Genomic DNA, 18,503 nt, shown 5'->3' with positions numbered 1-18,503 from the left:
AGGCTCCTTTTTTTTGATTTTAAAAGTGCGCCATGATATTGTCAACGAACCTCACGCCTGAACACCCTCTTCCCTGTTGATATTAAAGGACATTGGAAATGCTTCCCGAGAATCTTGTCCCGGCACGATTTCACATTTCTGCCGTTGAAACCAAGCCTGGAGAAGAAGGAAAAGAGCCTAATTTAACTCAGGGTAAAAGAACACTCGCTGAACATGCTAACGATATATTAGCAAATGCCAATCGTACCGGACAGTCGAGAAATATGCTGCTGGAAGAACGCGACCGCCATATTAAAGAGCGGCTATTGCGTGTGGTAAAAATCGAGACCTTCGCGCGTTTACTTAATGACTTACAAGCGGAAGGCGAGATCGATGCTCAAACATTAAGCCAAATAATTGCGGATAAAACTCAGCAAATAAATGAAGAAGGTAATGAGATTTGGCTTAATCTCATTACCCGAGAAAAAGACACGCCAATATTTTATAAGTTCGGGGATGAATAACGTGAAAGAGGTCGATAATAATAACGTTTATTTAGCTTTAGATGAGAAAAAAAGCGATGAATTTATCTTAAAGCAAAATAGAGAAGCCCTGATATTAAGTAAAAACGAGACTATCCAGCGAATAGCGCGTGAGCTGGTTTCTATTCCAGCGGCGCTGGTGCGCCTGAAATGGCAGAACCGTCGCGAAATCTACCCCCTGCAGGTGAAAGAAGAGATTTACGGTGCGGTGATTGACGCGATCATCGCGCAAAAACCGGAGCTAAAAGACAAAATCATGGGTCGCCTGGAGGCGCACTATCAGTACATTCTGAGCAGGGAAACCGCGACGTTACGCCTGAGCCGTAAACTGAGCGATGGCGAATACCGCACCTCGAATGTGACAACCGTCGCACTGGAAGAAGACTCGGCAACAAAGAGAGTCACAAACACCAAATAGCCCTTTCTCCATCCCGCGCTTGTACACCTTCGCCTCAAGATAATCCTGAATTAGCCTGCATTTTCAGCTCAGGCTTCTACCCTTAAGTACTCAACAACCGATATGGAGGGTACGTAATGGCGAATAACCAGACGAAAATTCAGGATCCCACCACGCAGTACTACACTGGCGACTACCCGAAACAGCGGCAACCAACGCCAGGCGTACAGTCGAAGATGGACCCGATTCCCGACTGCGGCGAAAACAGTTATGTCGGTAGTGGGCGGCTGCAAGATCGCAAAGCGCTGGTGACCGGCGGCGATTCCGGCATTGGCCGCGCGGCGGCTATTGCCTATGCACGCGAAGGGGCGGATGTCGCCATCAACTATTTACCTGCAGAAGAGGAAGACGCCCGGCAGGTGAAAGCACAAATCGAAGCCGCCGGACGCAAAGCGGTGTTAATTCCTGGCGATCTGACCGATGAGTCTTTTGCCCGCTCGTTGCCGCACAAGGCAAAAGAGCTGCTCGGTGGGCTGGATATTCTGGCACTGGTGGCAGGTAAGCAGACCGCCGTGGAAGAGATTGCCAACCTGACGACAGAGCAATTTACTCAAACCTACACCGTCAACGTTTTTGCGCTGTTCTGGATAACTCAGGAAGCCGTGCCGCTGCTGCCACCGGGCGGGAGCATCATCACCACATCGTCTATTCAGGCGTATCAACCCAGCACACATCTGCTGGACTACGCATCGACCAAAGCGGCAATCCTCAATTACAGCCGAGGGCTTGCGAAGCAGGTCGCGGAAAAAGGGATCCGCGTAAATATCGTCGCACCTGGGCCAATCTGGACAGCGCTGCAAATTGCCGGGGGTCAGCCGCAGGAGAAACTGCCACAGTTTGGCCAGCAAACGCCAATGAAACGTGCCGGGCAGCCTGCGGAACTGGCACCGATTTATGTCTATCTGGCGAGCCAGGAATCCAGCTACGTCACCGCCGAAGTGCATGGCGTGACGGGCGGCGAACACCTTGGATAACAGGCATAAAAAAGCTGGCATTCGCCAGCTTTTTTATTGATTTCGTATTACTTCGCTTTCGTGACTTCTTCACCTACCAGGCCGATCTTCAGATATCCTGCCTGGTGCAACGTGTCCATCACCTTCATCAGCGTTTCGTAATCCACGGTCTTATCCGCGCGAAAGAAGATGGTGGTGTCTTTTTTACCTTCGGTTAGCGTATTTAGCGCGTTAACCATCGTTTCATCAGTAACCTGATCGTTACCAATAAACATGGTGTTATCTGCTTTTACCGACAGGTAAACCGGCTTTTCCGGGCGCGGTTGCGGCTGGCTGGTCGATGCCGGCAGGTTGACTTTCACATCGACCGTGGCAAGCGGCGCGGCCACCATAAAGATAATCAGCAGCACTAACATCACGTCGATAAACGGCGTGACGTTGATTTCGTGCATTTCGCCGTTATCGTCCAGGTTTTCATTAAGACGCATTGCCATGACGAATCAACCTACTCGTAATTTTTGCGCGGTACGAACTGGCTGGGCGTTGCTGGCGGCCAGATCCAGATCGCGGCTTTGCAGCAGCAGAACTTGCGCGGCGATATCACCGAGAGTCGCTTTATAGCTGCCGATCATACGGGCAAAGAGGTTATAAATCACCACCGCCGGGATAGCAGCAACCAGACCGATAGCTGTTGCCAGTAGCGCTTCCGCGATGCCCGGCGCAACAACCGCGAGGTTGGTGGTTTGCGTCTGCGCAATACCGATGAAGCTGTTCATGATGCCCCAAACGGTACCAAACAGACCAATAAACGGAGAGATCGCGCCAATCGTTGCCAGATAACCATTCCCACGCCCCATATGGCGGCCGGTGGCGGCAACGCGGCGTTCCAGACGAAAACCGGTGCGCTCTTTAATACCTTCGTTATCTTCACTACCTGCGGATAACTCCAGTTCGTTCTGGGCTTCGTTGATTAACCGTGTGCTCAGGCTTCGGGCGTGGAAAGCGGAAGCAATTTCACTCGCCTGATCCAAAGAGCGGGCTTCAGCCAACTGCTGCTGCTCACGCTTGAGGCGGCGCTTGTGTGAAATCATCTCAACGCTTTTGCTGAAGAAAAGCGCCCACGTGACGACAGACGCCAGAATCAGGCCGATCATCACCACCTTCACAACGATGTCGGCATGTTGATACATGCCCCACACGGATAGATCCGTCTGCATCAAATTATTACCCACTGTGTATCTCCGAGACGCAAATCACAAAATCTGTGCGTCATCATATCAAAAAGTCGTCGAATTGATAGTCGTTCTCATTAGTATTTGCATGGTGCCTGAATTAAAAGCCATTTTCTTTGCGCTTACGCAGTAAACAAACCCCATTGAACATTTTCTGGAAAAATTACGCCCCCCCGATGTAACACTGCGAGGCATCCGTCGACAATCATGGTAGTCTGGACATCCAGACGTATAAAAACAGGTTGAGCGAGAATGACAGCAAAGCATCTTGATACTGCTCTGGTTAACGCAGGGCGCAGCAAAAAATACACGCAAGGGTCGGTGAACAGCGTTATCCAACGTGCCTCTTCACTGGTATTCGAGACCGTTGAAGCAAAAAAACACGCGACGCGTAACCGCGCCAATGGCGAACTGTTTTACGGTCGTCGTGGCACGCTCACGCATTTTTCGCTGCAAGACGCGATGTGCGAACTGGAAGGCGGCGCGGGCTGCGCGCTTTTCCCCTGCGGCGCGGCGGCGGTGGCAAACACCATTCTGGCGTTTGTTGAACAAGGCGATCATGTGTTGATGACTAACACCGCCTATGAACCCAGCCAGGATTTCAGCACAAAAATTCTCGCCAAGCTGGGCGTCACCACCAGTTGGTTCGACCCGATGATCGGTTCCAGCATCGTGCGGTTGATTCAGCCCAACACCAAAGTGGTGTTCCTGGAATCTCCCGGCTCAATCACCATGGAAGTCCACGACGTTCCGGCTATTGTGCAGGCGGTGCGAAGCGTCGCACCAGAGGCCATTATCATGATCGATAATACCTGGGCGGCGGGCGTTCTGTTTAAGGCGCTGGAATTCGATATTGATATCTCAATTCAGGCGGCGACCAAATACCTGATTGGCCACTCCGATGGCATGATCGGTACGGCGGTTTCCAACGAACGTTGTTGGGAACAACTGCGCGAAAATGCTTATTTAATGGGGCAAATGGTAGATGCCGACACGGCTTATATGACCAGCCGTGGGCTGCGCACACTGGGTGTGCGACTGCGCCAGCACCACGAAAGCAGCCTGAAAATTGCCGAATGGCTGGCGGCACATCCACAGGTTTCGCGCGTGAATCACCCGGCGCTGCCCGGCAGCAAAGGTCACGAGTTCTGGCAGCGGGATTTTACCGGCAGCAGCGGCTTGTTCTCGTTTGTGCTGAATAAGCGCCTGAATAATGAAGAACTGGCGAATTACCTCGATCACTTCTCGCTGTTCAGCATGGCGTATTCGTGGGGCGGTTATGAATCGTTGATTCTTGCCAACCAGCCGGAACAACTGGCGGCGATTCGCCCGGACGGTGAAGTGGATTTCACCGGCACATTAATCCGAGTACACATTGGTTTAGAAAATGTTGACGATCTGATTGAGGATTTAGTGGCAGGCTTCCAGCGCATCGTGTAAACCAAGTTTACGGGCGTAAGTATTCAGAAAATTCTCCATTTCTTGCGCCCCCGATCAAGGTGTTTCAGGCGAACTGGAGTACAATGGCCTCCTCTACGCGGTTCCACGGGAAAGTCCATGGCTGTTATTCAAGATATTATTGCTGCGCTCTGGCATCACGACTTTGCTGCGCTGGCAAATCCACATGTTGTGGGTGTTGTTTATTTAGTAATGTTTGCCACTCTCTTTTTAGAAAACGGCCTACTTCCTGCTTCGTTTTTACCCGGTGACAGCTTGCTGCTGCTGGCCGGCGCGCTGATCGCGCGCGGCTGCATGGATTTCGTAGCTACCTTAGCTATCCTCACTTCCGCCGCCAGCCTCGGTTGCTGGCTGAGCTATATCCAGGGCAAGTGGCTTGGTAATACGCGCGTGGTGAAAAGCTGGCTATCGCAGTTGCCGGTAAAATATCACGAGCGGGCAACCTATATGTTTGACCGTCACGGCCTGCTGGCGCTGCTGGCGGGGCGTTTCCTGGCCTTCATCCGCACCCTGCTGCCGACGATGGCTGGCATCTCCGGCCTCTCTAACCGCCGTTTCCAGTTATTTAACTGGCTGAGCGGGCTGCTGTGGGTCGGCGCGGTGACCTCGCTGGGCTACGCCATCAGCATGATCCCATTTGTGAAACGCCATGAAGATCAGGTGATGACTTTCCTGATGCTGCTGCCGGTATTCCTGCTGATTGTTGGTCTGGTTGGTGCGGTCACGGTCGTGCTGAAGAAAAAGTACTGCAGCGCATAATGCGTTCCCCTCTTCGCCATGAAGAGGGGGAAGTTTCACATTCCCTGCATCATGCGAATTCTCGCCACATCTTCCCCCGGCGTCAGGCCAAAGTAGCGTTTAAACTCACGGCTGAATTGTGACGGGCTTTCATAGCCAACGCGCATGGCCGCCGCCCCGGCTTTCATACCATCGTGCACCATTAACATGCGCGCTTTGTGCAGACGATAGGTTTTCAGATATTGCAGCGGCGACGTGCTGGTCACCGATTTAAAGTTATGGTGAAACGCCGAGACGCTCATGTTGGCTTCCGCCGCCAGTTGGTCAACGCTGAGGTTTTCCGTGTACTGACTTTCAATGTGTTTTAGCACGCGGCTTATCAGGCTGAAGTGCGTCTGGCGGCTGACTAACGCCAGCAGCGCACCGCCGCGCGGCCCGGTTAGCACGTGGTAGAGCATTTCGCGGATAATCTGTTTGCCGAGAATACGCGCATCCAGCGGGCGCTCCATCACGTCCAGCAGACGCTCAGCGGCGCAGAGGATCTCTTCCGATAACACCGCCGAGTTAATGCCGCTTGCCGCCACATCCGGGCGAAAATATTCATCTTCGCCGATATCCATCAGTAGCTCCTGCAATTGCAGAATATCGACATTCAAACGGATCCCCGCCAGCGGCACGTCCGGCGTGGCGAAGGTTTCACACTCAAACGGTAGTGGCACGGTCAGCAGCAAATATTCATTGGTGTCATAACGAAAGACTCTTTCATTGATATAACCAATTTTGTGACCGGAAAAGAGAAAAACGATGCCCGGCAGGTACATCACCGGCGTACGGGTTCCCGGCTGAGTACCGTACAGTAAGCGGATATCCGGCAGCAGTGCATTAAGCCTGTTTTCATTGACTTTCAATCGCTTAATCTTCTCAGTGAGCTGCAGGCAAATCTCTTCACGCTTCATATTTCGCCACTCCGGCAGGCTATTTCGACCCGTACAGTGTGCAAATTTTTATGCTTTTTCTCCAGTCTCATGGAGAAACAGGCAAGACATAGGCAGGAATGTGCATTGAGAGCGCGCCTGCCCACGCCCACAATAACCGCCATTGGGCAAATCACCGCCACACTCTTTTTTCACCTCAATAAGAAGGGAACGAGCAATGAACAATTTTAATCTGCATACCCCGACCCGCATCCTGTTCGGCAAAGGTGCCATTGCCAATCTGCGTGAGCAAATCCCGGCAGGCGCACGCGTACTGATCACCTACGGCGGCGGCAGCGTGAAGAAAAACGGCGTACTCGACCAGGTTTACAGCGCGCTGCAAGGGCTGGATGTGCGTGAATTCAGCGGCATTGAACCGAACCCAACCTACGAAACGCTGATGAAAGCGGTACAGGTCGTAAAAGACGAAAACATCAACTTCCTGCTGGCGGTCGGCGGTGGTTCCGTGCTGGATGGCACCAAGTTTATCGCCGCTGCGGCTCAGTATGCTGATGGCGTTGATCCGTGGCACATCCTGCAAACGCGCGGCGGCGAAATTAAAAGTGCGATCCCGATGGGTTCCGTGCTGACGTTGCCGGCAACCGGCTCAGAATCCAACGCAGGCGCAGTGGTGTCACGTAAAGCGACCGGCGACAAGCAGGCGTTTCACTCCCCGTTCGTTCACCCGGTATTCGCGGTGCTGGATCCGGTCTACACCTATACCCTACCGCCGCGTCAGGTGGCGAACGGCGTGGTTGACGCCTTTGTTCATACCGTTGAGCAGTACGTCACTTATCCAGTCGATGGCAAAATCCAGGATCGCTTTGCCGAAGGCATTCTGCTGACGCTGGTTGAAGAAGGTCCGAAAGCGTTGCAGGAACCGGAAAACTACGATGTGCGCGCCAACGTAATGTGGGCGGCGACACAAGCACTGAACGGCCTGATTGGTGCGGGTGTGCCGCAGGATTGGGCAACCCATATGCTCGGCCACGAACTGACGGCGATGCATGGTCTTGACCACGCACAGACGCTGGCGGTGGTTCTGCCCGCGCTGTGGAATGAGAAACGGGACACCAAACGCGAAAAACTGCTGCAATATGCAGAGCGCGTCTGGAACATTAAAGAAGGTTCTGAGAACGAGCGCATTGACGCGGCGATTGAAGCCACGCGCAATTTCTTCGAGCGTATGGGCGTCCCGACCCGCCTTTCAGGTTATGGCCTGGACGGCAGTTCCATTCCGGCGCTGCTGGCGAAACTGGAAGAGCACGGCATGACGAAACTGGGCGAACGCCAGGATATCACGCTGGATGTGAGCCGTCGTATTTACGAAGCGGCACGCTAAGGTCTCATTGCCCCACCTTCCGTTTTTGGTTTTTTCGACCACACTTAATGCACATCACCTTACCGGGCTCGTCCCGGTAAGCTTATTCAAAGGAGAAATGCATGACACATCCTACCGTGATTAAGCTTTCTGACGGCAACCTGATGCCGCAACTGGGTCTTGGCGTGTGGAAAGCGAGCAACGAGGAAGTGATAACCGCCATCCAAAAGGCGCTGGAGGTAGGGTATCGCTCTATTGATACCGCCGCCGCTTACCAGAACGAAGAGGGCGTTGGCAAAGCCTTAGCCAGCGCAGGCGTGCCGCGTGATGAGTTGTTTATTACCACCAAGCTGTGGAATGACGATCAAAAACATCCCGCCGAAGCGCTGAAAACCAGCCTGAAAAAGCTACAACTGGATTACGTCGATCTCTATCTGATGCACTGGCCGGTTCCGGCTATTGATCATTACGTTGAGGCCTGGCAAGGCATGATCGAGCTGCAAAAACAGGGGCTGGTAAAAAGTATCGGCGTGTGTAATTTCGAGATCCACCACCTGCAAAAGATCATCGATGAAACCAGCGTGATCCCGGTTATCAACCAGATCGAACTGCACCCGTTAATGCAACAGCGACAACTGCATGCCTGGAACGCGACGCATAAAATCCAGACCGAGTCCTGGAGCCCGCTGGCACAGGGTGGCGAAGGGGTGTTTGATCAGAAAATTATTCGCGATCTGGCAGATAAATACGGCAAAACGCCTGCTCAGGTGGTGATCCGCTGGCATCTTGATAGCGGTCTGGTGGTGATCCCGAAATCGGTCACGCCTGCGCGTATCGCCGAGAACTTCAACGTTTGGGATTTCCGTCTTGATAAAGACGAGCTGGCAGAGATCGCCAAACTGGATGCCGGTAAACGGCTGGGGCCAGATCCCGATCAATTTGGCGGCTAATCTTATCCAGTCATTTTTCCAGAAGGCCACAACGCAACCGTTGTGGCTTTTTTGTTTGTAGAAAACAAAAATCCCGGCATCTCGCCGGGATTTTTATGTGCTTAACGCCTTAACGCACACGTGGGGCTTTTTTCTTCGCCGGCGCAGCGGCAGCGTTTTTACCGTTGCTGCGCTGATGCACAATCGGCGTGTGCTTGGTTAATGCCGGGCGCGACTGGCGATTCTGGCGACGCGCTTCGCGCATTTCGTCAAGCGTCGGCGCTGGCACCAGGCATTCACGGCGTGAACCAATCAGGTGCTTTTTACCCATCGCTTCCAGCGCCTGGCGCAGCAGCGGCCAGTTAGCCGGATCGTGATAACGCAGCAGCGCTTTATGCAGACGACGCTGTTTATCCCCTTTCGGCACCACCACTTCTTCGCTCTTGTAATCGATCTTCGACAGCGGGTTTTTCCCGGTGTAATACATGGTCGTCGAGTTAGCCAGTGGTGACGGGTAGAAGTTCTGCACCTGGTCTAAGCGGAAACGGTGACGCTTGAGCCACAGCGCCAGGTTCACCATATCTTCATCGCGCGTACCGGGGTGTGCGGAGATAAAGTACGGGATCAGATACTGCTCTTTACCCGCCTCTTTAGAATAGGTGTCGAACAGCTGTTTAAAGCGATCGTAACTGCCCATTCCCGGTTTCATCATCTTCGACAGCGGCCCCTCTTCGGTATGTTCCGGGGCAATCTTCAGATAACCGCCAACGTGGTGCGTCGCCAGCTCTTTCACATAACGCGGATCTTCCACCGCCAGATCGTAACGTACGCCGGAAGCGATCAGGATCTTCTTGATACCTTTCAGATCGCGGGCGCGGCGATAAAGATCGATCGTCGGCTGGTGGTTGGTGTCCATGTGCGGACAGATATCCGGATAGACGCAGGAGAGACGACGGCATGTCTGCTCGGCGCGAGGCGATTTACAGCGCAGCATATACATGTTGGCGGTTGGCCCGCCAAGATCGGAGATAACGCCAGTAAAACCAGGCACTGTGTCGCGAATCGCTTCGATCTCGTTAATGATCGAATCTTCGGAGCGGCTCTGGATAATGCGCCCTTCGTGTTCGGTGATTGAGCAGAAAGAACAACCACCAAAGCAGCCACGCATGATGTTAATTGAGAAACGGATCATCTCGTAGGCCGGAATACGGCTGTTACCGTATGCCGGATGCGGCACACGCTTATACGGTAGCGCAAAAACGCTGTCCATCTCTTCGGTCGAGAGCGGGATCGCCGGTGGGTTGATCCAGATATAACGGTCGCCATGCTTTTGCAGCAGCGCACGGGCGCAACCGGGGTTCGTTTCATGGTGGAGAATGCGCGACGCGTGCGCGTAGAGCACTTTATCGGCCTTCACCTTCTCAAAGGAAGGCAGCAGCACGTAGGTTTTCTCCCACGGTTTCGGGCGCGGTGGCTGTACGGTAACGCGTTTTGCTTCCTGCGCTTTCGGCTCAACCGGTTTGTTATCAGCGCACGGCAGATCTTCGCCATACGGATGCGGAATCGGATCAATTTTGCCCGGCGTATCAAGGCGCGTGGAGTCAACGCCGCTCCAGCCCGGCAACGCTTCTTTGACAATGATAGCGGTGTTGCGCACATCGCGGATTTCACCGATCGGCTCACCGGCTGCGAGGCGGTGCGCCACTTCCACCAGCGGACGCTCGCCGTTGCCGAACATCAACATGTCGGCTTTGGCATCGATCAGCACCGATCGGCGCACCGTATCAGACCAGTAATCATAATGCGCGGTACGGCGCAGGCTGGCTTCGATACCACCGAGGATCACCGGTACATCTTTCCACGCTTCTTTACAGCGCTGGGTATAAACCAGCGTCGCGCGATCCGGGCGCTTACCAGCAACATTATCCGGCGTGTAGGCATCGTCATGGCGCAGCTTACGATCGGCGGTGTAACGGTTGATCATCGAGTCCATGTTGCCGGCGGTAACGCCGAAGAACAGGTTCGGTTTACCGAGGCGCATAAAGTCGTCTTTGCTGTTCCAGTCCGGCTGGGCGATGATCCCAACGCGAAAACCCTGCGCTTCCAGCATACGACCGCAAATGGCCATGCCGAAACTCGGATGGTCAACATAGGCGTCGCCCGTTACCAGAATGATGTCGCAGCTATCCCAGCCAAGTTGATCCATCTCTTCGCGCGACATCGGCAAAAATGGCGCGGGGCCGAAGCAGGCCGCCCAGTACTGGGGCCATGAGAAAAGGTCACGATCCGGTTGGATCAGGGATATTGCGCTCATCTTGCTTCCAAAAGTGGTAAAAAAATCATCAAAGGGCGGCGATTATACGCCGTAAACTTGCACGAAATGAAGGAGGATTTTGTCAAGGCCTGATAAGCGCGTAGCAAACAGGCCAGGTCAGTTATGGCGCGGGGTTCACCAGCAGTTGCCCTACTGAACCGCGATCGGCCATCTCCAGCGTCTGGCTTTGATACTGGAACGGGAAATGCGGCCACGAAGGCTGGCCAAACCACACCAGCAGCTCCACCTGCCCGTCAATCCAGACCGTATCTTTCCAGCCTCTGTCTTCCGGGAAAGGCATTGCACCGTTGACATTGCGCACCTGGAACATCACACCTTCCATATGGAACGACTGCGGCATCTCCGCGCGCACCGTCCAGCGCTCCCAGGTACCCTGCTGAGCAGTAATATCGATGCGCTGCGTATCCCACAGTTGGCCGTTGATGCCCGGATCGCTGCCCAGGGTAATATCGCGGTTGCGGGTTGGTGTACCGGCCTGAATATCGGACGGCAACAGGCGCATCGGCAGCGTGTCGGTGACCAGCGGCAACAGGCCAGTCGGTCGCAACGTCAACACCAATGTGGAGATCAAAATGCTCGACGGTTCAAAGAAGCCGCGCAGCCGATCCATAATGCCCGCCGCTTCACCGCACGTGATCGACACTTCATCGCCGTTGGTCATATCCACCAGCACTTCACGCCGCTCACCCGGAGCCAGTGAAAGCTGCTTAACCGAGACCGGCGCAGGTAAAAAACCCTGATCGCCAGCAATCACATGTAACGCACGGCCATCGCTCATTTGCAGTAGGTAACGGCGGGAGTTGGAGGCATTTAGCAAACGCAGACGCACCCAGCCGCGTGACACTTCGACATACGGGCTTTGCGCGCCATTAACCATCAGCGTATCACCCACAAATCCACCGCTGCCCGGCTCGCTGTATTCCGGCGTGCCGAAATTATCCAGCCGTTTATCCTGAATAATGACCGGGAAATCATCCACACCGTAATGCTTAGGAATCGGCAGGGATTTGCTGATCTCATCTTCAACCAGCCACATTCCTGCCAGCCCGTTGTAAACCTGCTGGGCGGTGCGATTCGGCGTATTGGCGTGATACCACAGCGTCCCGGCGCTCTGACGGATAGGCAGCACCGGCGCCCAGTCGTTATTGGCGGTCATCATGCGCGCCGCACCACCGATAAGCGGGCCTGGTACCTGTAAACCGCTAACGGTCATTGCCACATTTTCCGCCAGCCGGTTGCTGTAAATCAGCTTGACGTCATCGCCGTTCCAGACGCGAATCGTCGGCCCGAGATAACGCCCGTTAATGCCAGAAACCTGCGCCCGTGTGCCGGTGGCAAACGACCAGTGCGCGCGTTGTAAGGTCATAAACAGCGGCTGACCGCGCCGGGATTCCAGCAGCGGAGGAATGGGCAGCGGCGGTTGCGGCCCGGCAGCATTTGCCCTCAGCGGCACCGCGCCTGCACAAAGCGCAACCCCGGATGCCTGAAGAAACTGACGCCGACTGAGTGACATATTTGCTCCGTGTAAAACTGACTCAATGCGCCGGAGGTTTTCTCTCCTCCGGTTTTGCGAAATAAAACAGATTAAACCCGGCCGGTTGCTTCGCGTTCTGCAACTTCTTTATCGAGCTCTGCAATTTTTGCCGCCATCAGCTCGCGACAATGTGTTGCCAGCTGGCGTACCTGATCTTTACCAAATTGCGAAACATCTACCGGCGGCAGCATCTCGACAATCACCAGCCCGTTGCGCAGACGGTTGAGGTTAACTTTGTTCGCGTTGTTGGAAACACACACCGGGATGATCGGAACACCGGCGGCTATCGCCGCATGAAACGCGCCGGTTTTAAACGGCAGCAAACCGCGGCCACGGCTGCGAGTGCCTTCCGGGAACATCCAGACGGAAATATTGCGTTTCTGGATCTGCTTCACCACTTCGGCAATAGTGCCGTGCGCTTTGGCACGATTGTTACGATCGATAAGCAGGTTGCCGGCCAGCCAGTAAAGCAGGCCGAAGAACGGAACCCATAGCAGGCTCTTCTTACCGACGGTGACCGTTGGCGGCAGCACAATGCTGGAGGCGGTCACCATATCGTAGTTGCTTTGATGGTTAGCAATATAGATAGCGTTACCGAACTTTTCCGCACCTTGCGGCAGACGGGTTTCGACTTTCAGCCCAAAGACCGGCGCAAGGCGGCCAAACAGATGGCCGAAGGTGGCGACATGTTTAGGATTACGTGGACTGAACAGACAATAAAGAGAGCCAAAAACACACACCAGGATGGAGTAGATGACGACAATGATGATGCGAAAAATGAATAGCATAGCAAACCTCTGAAGCCCATACCTTTGAGCATTATATACACGCCAGAACCCTCACGCTGAAGTTGGCAGTGCCGCCGTCGACCCGCAACGGGTCTGGGCTATTTTTTTAAAGGCCGCAGTAGGGTGTGCGGCCTTTAAAAAAACGTATTGTTAATCGCAATGCCCGAATTAACAACGCTTTTACGGGAAATTTTCTCAGAAAAATCTCCCCACCAGGAAGGTGGGGAGCCTTACGGCGAAGATTACTCTTCGCTGTCACCCGCGCCTGGGCGGGAAGGTGCGTCAATCTCGACGCGGTCAATTTTTTGCAGGCCGCGCATCAGCGTACCGCGGCGTCCGCGCTCGCCCTGCACTTTTTGCAGCTCTTCCGGGCGCAGTTTGATTTTGCGTTTGCCAACATGAATGGTCAGTGTGCTTTGTGGCGGCAGCAGATAGAGATGCGCAAGATTATCTGCGCCTGTCGCCGCATCAGCGGAAGGGATACCGATAATCTTGTTGCCTTTACCTTTCGACAACTGCGGCAGCTCGCTGACCGGGAACATCAGCATACGGCCCGCAGCGGTGATCGCCAGCAGCATGTCGCTGTCATTCTCGATCTCCAGCGGCGGCATCACTTTTGCGTTTTCCGGCAAGCTGATAAGCGTTTTACCTGCGCGGTTACGTGCCACTAAGTCGTTGAAGGTACAAACAAAGCCATAACCCGCATCGGACGCCATCAGCAGTTTCTGCTCCTCGTTGCTCATTATCATATGCTCAACGGTCGCACCCGGCGGTAGCGTCAGTTTGCCGGTTAACGGCTCGCCCTGACCGCGCGCGGAAGGCAGCGTAATCGGATCGATAGCGTAGCTGCGCCCGGTGGTATCAATAAACACCACCGGTTGGCTGCTTTTGCCTTTCACTGAAGACTTCCAGCTATCGCCCGCTTTGTAGCTCAGCCCCTGCGCGTCGATGTCGTGCCCTTTGGCGCTGCGCACCCAGCCCATTTGCGACAGCACAATCGTGACCGGCTCAGACGGCTGCATATCGTGCTCGTTCATCGCTTTTGCTTCTTCACGCTCGTGCAGCGGTGAACGGCGATCGTCGCCAAACGCGTCGGCATCGGCCTGCAGCTCTTTTTTCAGCAGGTTGTTCATCTTGCGTTCGGAGGCCAGAATCGCCTGCAGCTGATCGCGCTCTTTTGCAAGATCGTCCTGCTCGCCGCGGATCTTCATCTCTTCGAGTTTGGCGAGATGGCGCAGTTTTAACTCAAGGATCGCTTCCGCCTGCGTTTCGCTAATACCGAAGCGCGACATCAGCGCTGGTTTTGGCTCATCTTCCGTACGGATTATCTCGATTACTTCATCGATATTGAGAAACGCCACCAGCAAACCTTCGAGGATGTGCAGGCGCTTGAGCACTTTATCCAGTCGGTGACTCAGGCGGCGGCGCACCGTATCACGGCGAAACGCCAGCCACTCGGTGAGGATCTCCAGCAGGTTTTTCACCGCCGGGCGACCATCCAGGCCGATCATGTTCAGGTTGATGCGGTAGCTTTTTTCCAGATCGGTGGTGGCGAACAGGTGGTTCATCACCTGCTCCATATCTACGCGGTTGGAGCGCGGCACGATCACCAGACGCGTCGGGTTTTCATGATCCGATTCGTCACGCAGATCGTCGACCATCGGCAGCTTTTTATTGCGCATCTGGTTGGCGATTTGCTCCAGCACGCGCGCGCCGGAAACCTGGTGTGGCAGCGCGGTAATCACCACTGCGCCATCCTCTTTTTTCCACACCGCGCGCATACGCACCGAACCGCGACCATTCTGGTAGATTTTGCGGATTTCAGCGCGGGAGGTGATGATTTCCGCTTCGGTCGGGTAGTCTGGCCCCTGCACGATATCCAGCAGCTCATCGAGCGTGGTTTTCGGTTGCTCAATCAGGGTAATCGCCGCGTTAGCCACTTCGCGCAGGTTATGCGGCGGAATATCCGTCGCCATACCGACGGCAATCCCGGTCGTACCGTTGAGCAGGATATTCGGCAGGCGCGCAGGCAGCATTTTCGGCTCCTGCATCGTGCCGTCGAAGTTCGGCACCCAGTCAACGGTGCCTTGTCCCAGTTCGCTCAGCAGCAGCTCAGCGTATTTGGACAGGCGGGATTCGGTGTAACGCATCGCCGCGAACGATTTCGGATCGTCCGGCGCCCCCCAGTTCCCCTGGCCATCGACCAGCGGGTAACGGTAGGAGAACGGCTGTGCCATCAGCACCATCGCTTCATAGCAGGCGCTGTCACCGTGCGGATGGTATTTACCCAGCACGTCACCCACGGTACGGGCGGATTTTTTGAACTTCGCGCTGGCGTTCAGCCCCAGTTCTGACATTGCGTAAACGATGCGACGCTGAACGGGTTTCAGGCCATCACCGATAAACGGCAACGCACGATCCATGATGACGTACATGGAGTAGTTCAGGTATGCGTTTTCCGTAAATTCATGCAGCGCAAGGCGCTCTGCCATATCGCTCATTAATCGTGATTCCTCAACGTATGCGCCCGCCTGTGCGGCGGCAATATTGCCGCAGATACTACCTTATCTGCGGCGAGGAGTCATAGCGATGAGCGATTTTTTCACGCGCGTTTAGCGCTTACTGAGTGACTTTGCGGATCTCTTTGACGTCGATTTCAACTGAATTCCAGTCCTTATCGACTTCCCCCTGGATCTCTACCGTATCTTGTGGCCCTACGGTCACGCCGTTCCAGCGCTTGTGGTTGATATCGACATTGATGGTGCCGGTCGAATCTTTAAACAGATATGTATCATCAGAGATGCGCTCGACAATATTACCGCGCAGCGTCACCCAAGCGTCGTCGCGCAGTGATTTCGCGCTTTCGACGGTGGCTTTACTGCCGTTCGGCCCGGTAAATCCCCCGCTTTGCGACGTTGCGCCCGGCCCGGTAAAACCGCCTGGATTCGCCGCGAAAACCGGTGCGGAACAGAGTGTGAGAACAGCGACAAGTGCAGCAATCTTTTTCATGTTTTATCTCCCTTACGATGGTTAACGTCCATTTAACCCGTCACTCCTTAACGACTTCTTAACGGGAAAAAAGATTATTTTCCTCTGTACATTGTCGACCACCAGCGGTTTTACTGCCAATAACACGGAGTGAAAGGAGGCAAAATGCGCATTTTACTGGTGGAAGATGACACGCTCATCGGCGACGGTTTAAAAACCGGGCTGGGCAAAAAAGGCTTTAGCGTCGACTGGTTTACCGATGGCAAACAAGGCAAGGCTGCCCTGTTTAGCGCACCTTATGATGCGGTGATCCTCGACTTAACGCTGCCGGGCATCGACGGGCTGGATATTCTGCGCGACTGGCGCGAACAAAAGCGCGCAGAACCGGTGCTGATCCTCACCGCGCGCGATGCCATTGACCAGCGCGTTGAGGGACTGCGGCTGGGCGCAGATGATTATCTGTGCAAACCCTTCGCGCTGGTTGAAGTAGCCGCCAGGCTCGAAGTACTTATCCGCCGCCGCCACGGGCAGACGCAAAGTCTGCTGCGCCACGGCAATGTCACGCTCGATCCCGTTAATCTGGTCGCCACGTTTGATGGGGAAACGCTGGCGCTAAAACCGAAAGAGTTCGCCCTGCTGGAACTGCTGATGCGCAATGCCGGGCGCGTTCTGCCGCGTAAATTGATCGAAGAGAAACTCTATACCTGGGATGACGATGTCACCAGCAACGCGGTGGAAGTGCATGTGCATCATTTGCGGCGCAAACTCGGTACAGCGTTTATCCGCACCGTTCATGGCATCGGTTATACCCTGGGAGACGCATGAAACTGACCCGCCCGCTGAGTTTACGCCTGCGCCTGACGCTGCTGTTTTTGCTGCTGTCGATGGTCGCCTGGCTGTGCGCCAGCCTCGTTGCCTGGCAGCAAACCCGCGATAAACTCGACAAACTGTTTGATACCCAGCAAACGCTGTTCGCCAAACGGCTGAGCGTGATGGAGTTTGAGCCGCTGAAAAACACCGCGCCGCAGTTCGGTGAAAAGAAGATCAAACATGGGCATCTGGATGATGATGCGCTGGCTTTCGCTATCTACTCAACCGACGGCAACATGCTGCTGCACGATGGCGAAAACGGCAAAGAGATCCCCTACAACTACCGGCGGGAAGGGTTTGATAACGGGCAGCTACGTGATGACGACGATAAATGGCGTTTTCTGTGGCTCACTGCGCCGAACGGGAAATTTCGTGTGGTGGTCGGCCAAGAGTGGGATTATCGCCACGAGATGGCGCTAGAGATAGTCACCTCGCAGCTCACTCCGTGGCTTATCGCCCTACCGTTGATGCTGGCGCTATTGATCGTATTGCTGAGCCTTGAATTGCGACCGCTGAAAAAACTGGCGCAGGCGTTACGTTCGCGGGCGCCGGATCGTGCCGATCCACTCAATAGTGAAGGCGTGCCCAATGAAGTGCGCCCGTTAGTGGATGCGTTGAATCAGCTCTTTGACCGCACGCACAGCATGATGCAGCGTGAACGGCGCTTCACTTCCGATGCCGCACATGAGTTACGCAGCCCGTTGGCGGCGCTGAAAGTGCAAACCGAGGTCGCGCAGCTTTCTGATGACGATCCCGCCGCACAACAAAAAGCCCTCGCCCAGTTGCACGTGGGGATCGATCGTGCCACGCGTCTGGTGGATCAATTACTGACGCTCTCAAGGCTGGATTCCCTGAGCAACCTTGATGACGTCGAAGAGGTTTCGCTGGCATCCCTGCTGCAATCGGCAGTAATGGAGATTTACCCTACAGCACAGCAGGTTGGCATCGATATACGCCTGCATCTCAATACCCCTTCGGTCAGCCGCCAGGCGCAACCGCTTTTGCTTAGCTTGCTGGTGCGTAACCTGCTGGATAATGCCATTCGCTACAGCCCGCCAGGCAGTGTTGTCGATGTGACGCTGGACGCCACTGAGTTTAGTGTTCGCGATAACGGCCCCGGTATTGACGATGAAGCGCTGGCGCGCATTGGTGAGCGGTTTTATCGCCCGCCGGGGCAAACGCAAACCGGCAGTGGGCTGGGGTTATCAATTGTGCAGCGCATTGCCCGCCTGCATCACATGCGCGTCGCGTTTGGCAATCATCCACAAGGCGGGTTTATCGCGCAGGTGAGCTGGTAGCGACGTTTATTGCGGCTCAAGCAAAAGTCTTTGCACTTTTTGCCAATTTTTCCGCACCGTTGATCCGGTTAAAATCGCCGTCAAACGCATTTAACCGAGGATTTCTC

The 18,503-nt window shown here is 54.6% G+C and carries 17 protein-coding genes; 9 read left to right on the top strand and 8 right to left on the bottom strand.

What is annotated here, in order from left to right; all coding sequences use genetic code 11:
- The first annotated feature begins 98 nt into the window (after window positions 1–98).
- From ACFX4O_RS15545 to ACFX4O_RS15535, 3 genes are all read left to right on the top strand, one after another.
- Window positions 99–503: a hypothetical protein gene (locus ACFX4O_RS15545; RefSeq protein ID WP_380211573.1), complete on the top strand. Its 405-nt coding sequence runs from the start codon at window positions 99–101 to the stop codon at window positions 501–503.
- Entirely contained in the window at window positions 496–939 is a 444-nt protein-coding gene (locus tag ACFX4O_RS15540) for a cytoplasmic protein (RefSeq protein ID WP_380211624.1), read from the top strand. The genes ACFX4O_RS15545 and ACFX4O_RS15540 overlap by 8 nt, the downstream gene beginning before the upstream one ends.
- Before the next feature lie 116 nt (window positions 940–1,055).
- Window positions 1,056–1,952: an SDR family oxidoreductase gene (locus tag ACFX4O_RS15535; protein WP_131407553.1), complete on the top strand. Its 897-nt coding sequence runs from the start codon at window positions 1,056–1,058 to the stop codon at window positions 1,950–1,952.
- A gap of 47 nt (window positions 1,953–1,999) precedes the next feature.
- Here ACFX4O_RS15535 and exbD read toward each other — a convergent pair whose 3' ends face one another.
- Together exbD and exbB are read right to left on the bottom strand one after the other, a co-directional pair.
- Window positions 2,000–2,425 carry a TonB system transport protein ExbD gene (exbD, locus tag ACFX4O_RS15530; RefSeq protein WP_380211571.1) on the bottom strand — a complete coding sequence of 142 codons (426 nt, stop codon included), beginning with the start codon at window positions 2,423–2,425 and terminating at the stop codon, window positions 2,000–2,002.
- A gap of 6 nt (window positions 2,426–2,431) precedes the next feature.
- Complete coding sequence (exbB, locus tag ACFX4O_RS15525) at window positions 2,432–3,163, bottom strand: tol-pal system-associated acyl-CoA thioesterase (RefSeq protein WP_131407557.1); 732 nt, start codon at window positions 3,161–3,163, stop codon at window positions 2,432–2,434.
- Window positions 3,164–3,415: 252 nt separating this feature from the next.
- Between exbB and metC the strand changes: the two genes are divergently transcribed.
- Both metC and ACFX4O_RS15515 read left to right on the top strand, forming a co-directional pair.
- Window positions 3,416–4,603, top strand: coding sequence for a cystathionine beta-lyase (gene metC / locus ACFX4O_RS15520; protein WP_131407559.1), 1,188 nt, complete (start codon window positions 3,416–3,418; stop codon window positions 4,601–4,603).
- 117 nt (window positions 4,604–4,720) lie between these two features.
- Complete coding sequence (locus ACFX4O_RS15515; RefSeq protein ID WP_131407561.1) at window positions 4,721–5,380, top strand: DedA family protein; 660 nt, start codon at window positions 4,721–4,723, stop codon at window positions 5,378–5,380.
- Between the two features lie 35 nt (window positions 5,381–5,415).
- On the opposite strand, the gene ACFX4O_RS15510 is transcribed toward ACFX4O_RS15515, so the two are convergent.
- Window positions 5,416–6,315, bottom strand: a complete 900-nt coding sequence (locus ACFX4O_RS15510; protein ID WP_131407563.1) for an AraC family transcriptional regulator — start codon at window positions 6,313–6,315, stop codon at window positions 5,416–5,418.
- A 196-nt stretch (window positions 6,316–6,511) separates the two neighbouring features.
- Here ACFX4O_RS15510 and yqhD point away from each other — a divergent pair, with 196 nt between their 5' ends.
- Window positions 6,512–7,675 (top strand): alcohol dehydrogenase, encoded by a 1,164-nt coding sequence (gene yqhD, locus ACFX4O_RS15505; protein ID WP_380211570.1) that lies wholly within the window; start codon window positions 6,512–6,514, stop codon window positions 7,673–7,675.
- A gap of 101 nt (window positions 7,676–7,776) precedes the next feature.
- A complete protein-coding gene (gene dkgA, locus ACFX4O_RS15500; protein WP_380211569.1) occupies window positions 7,777–8,604 on the top strand; it encodes a 2,5-didehydrogluconate reductase DkgA in 828 nt (275 codons plus the stop codon).
- Window positions 8,605–8,713: 109 nt separating this feature from the next.
- Here dkgA and ACFX4O_RS15495 read toward each other — a convergent pair whose 3' ends face one another.
- From ACFX4O_RS15495 to ACFX4O_RS15475, 5 genes are all read right to left on the bottom strand, one after another.
- Window positions 8,714–10,897, bottom strand: a complete 2,184-nt coding sequence (locus ACFX4O_RS15495; RefSeq protein ID WP_131407569.1) for a YgiQ family radical SAM protein — start codon at window positions 10,895–10,897, stop codon at window positions 8,714–8,716.
- Between the two features lie 121 nt (window positions 10,898–11,018).
- Window positions 11,019–12,431, bottom strand: a complete 1,413-nt coding sequence (gene ftsP, locus ACFX4O_RS15490) for a cell division protein FtsP (RefSeq protein ID WP_131407571.1) — start codon at window positions 12,429–12,431, stop codon at window positions 11,019–11,021.
- Window positions 12,432–12,502: 71 nt separating this feature from the next.
- The gene (locus tag ACFX4O_RS15485) at window positions 12,503–13,240 is read right to left on the bottom strand and encodes a 1-acylglycerol-3-phosphate O-acyltransferase (protein WP_131407573.1); all 738 of its coding nucleotides are present in this window, start codon (window positions 13,238–13,240) and stop codon (window positions 12,503–12,505) included.
- Window positions 13,241–13,482: 242 nt separating this feature from the next.
- Window positions 13,483–15,741 carry a DNA topoisomerase IV subunit A gene (parC, locus tag ACFX4O_RS15480; protein ID WP_380211566.1) on the bottom strand — a complete coding sequence of 753 codons (2,259 nt, stop codon included), beginning with the start codon at window positions 15,739–15,741 and terminating at the stop codon, window positions 13,483–13,485.
- Window positions 15,742–15,859: 118 nt separating this feature from the next.
- Window positions 15,860–16,249: a YgiW/YdeI family stress tolerance OB fold protein gene (locus tag ACFX4O_RS15475; RefSeq protein ID WP_200552268.1), complete on the bottom strand. Its 390-nt coding sequence runs from the start codon at window positions 16,247–16,249 to the stop codon at window positions 15,860–15,862.
- 144 nt (window positions 16,250–16,393) lie between these two features.
- On the opposite strand from ACFX4O_RS15475, the gene qseB reads away from it, so the two are divergent.
- Together qseB and qseC are read left to right on the top strand one after the other, a co-directional pair.
- On the top strand, window positions 16,394–17,053 hold the full coding sequence (qseB, locus tag ACFX4O_RS15470; RefSeq protein ID WP_380211563.1) for a quorum sensing response regulator transcription factor QseB: 660 nt from the start codon (window positions 16,394–16,396) through the stop codon (window positions 17,051–17,053).
- Window positions 17,050–18,396, top strand: coding sequence for a quorum sensing histidine kinase QseC (gene qseC, locus ACFX4O_RS15465; RefSeq protein ID WP_380211562.1), 1,347 nt, complete (start codon window positions 17,050–17,052; stop codon window positions 18,394–18,396). The genes qseB and qseC overlap by 4 nt, the downstream gene beginning before the upstream one ends.
- Window positions 18,397–18,503: the final 107 nt, after the last annotated feature.

The sequence above is a fragment of the Kosakonia sp. YIM B13571 genome (assembly GCF_042788095.1).
In the GTDB taxonomy this organism is placed as follows: domain Bacteria; phylum Pseudomonadota; class Gammaproteobacteria; order Enterobacterales; family Enterobacteriaceae; genus Kosakonia; species Kosakonia quasisacchari.
Note: the sequence above shows the minus strand (reverse complement) of the source record. Positions and strands in the feature narration are given on the sequence as shown.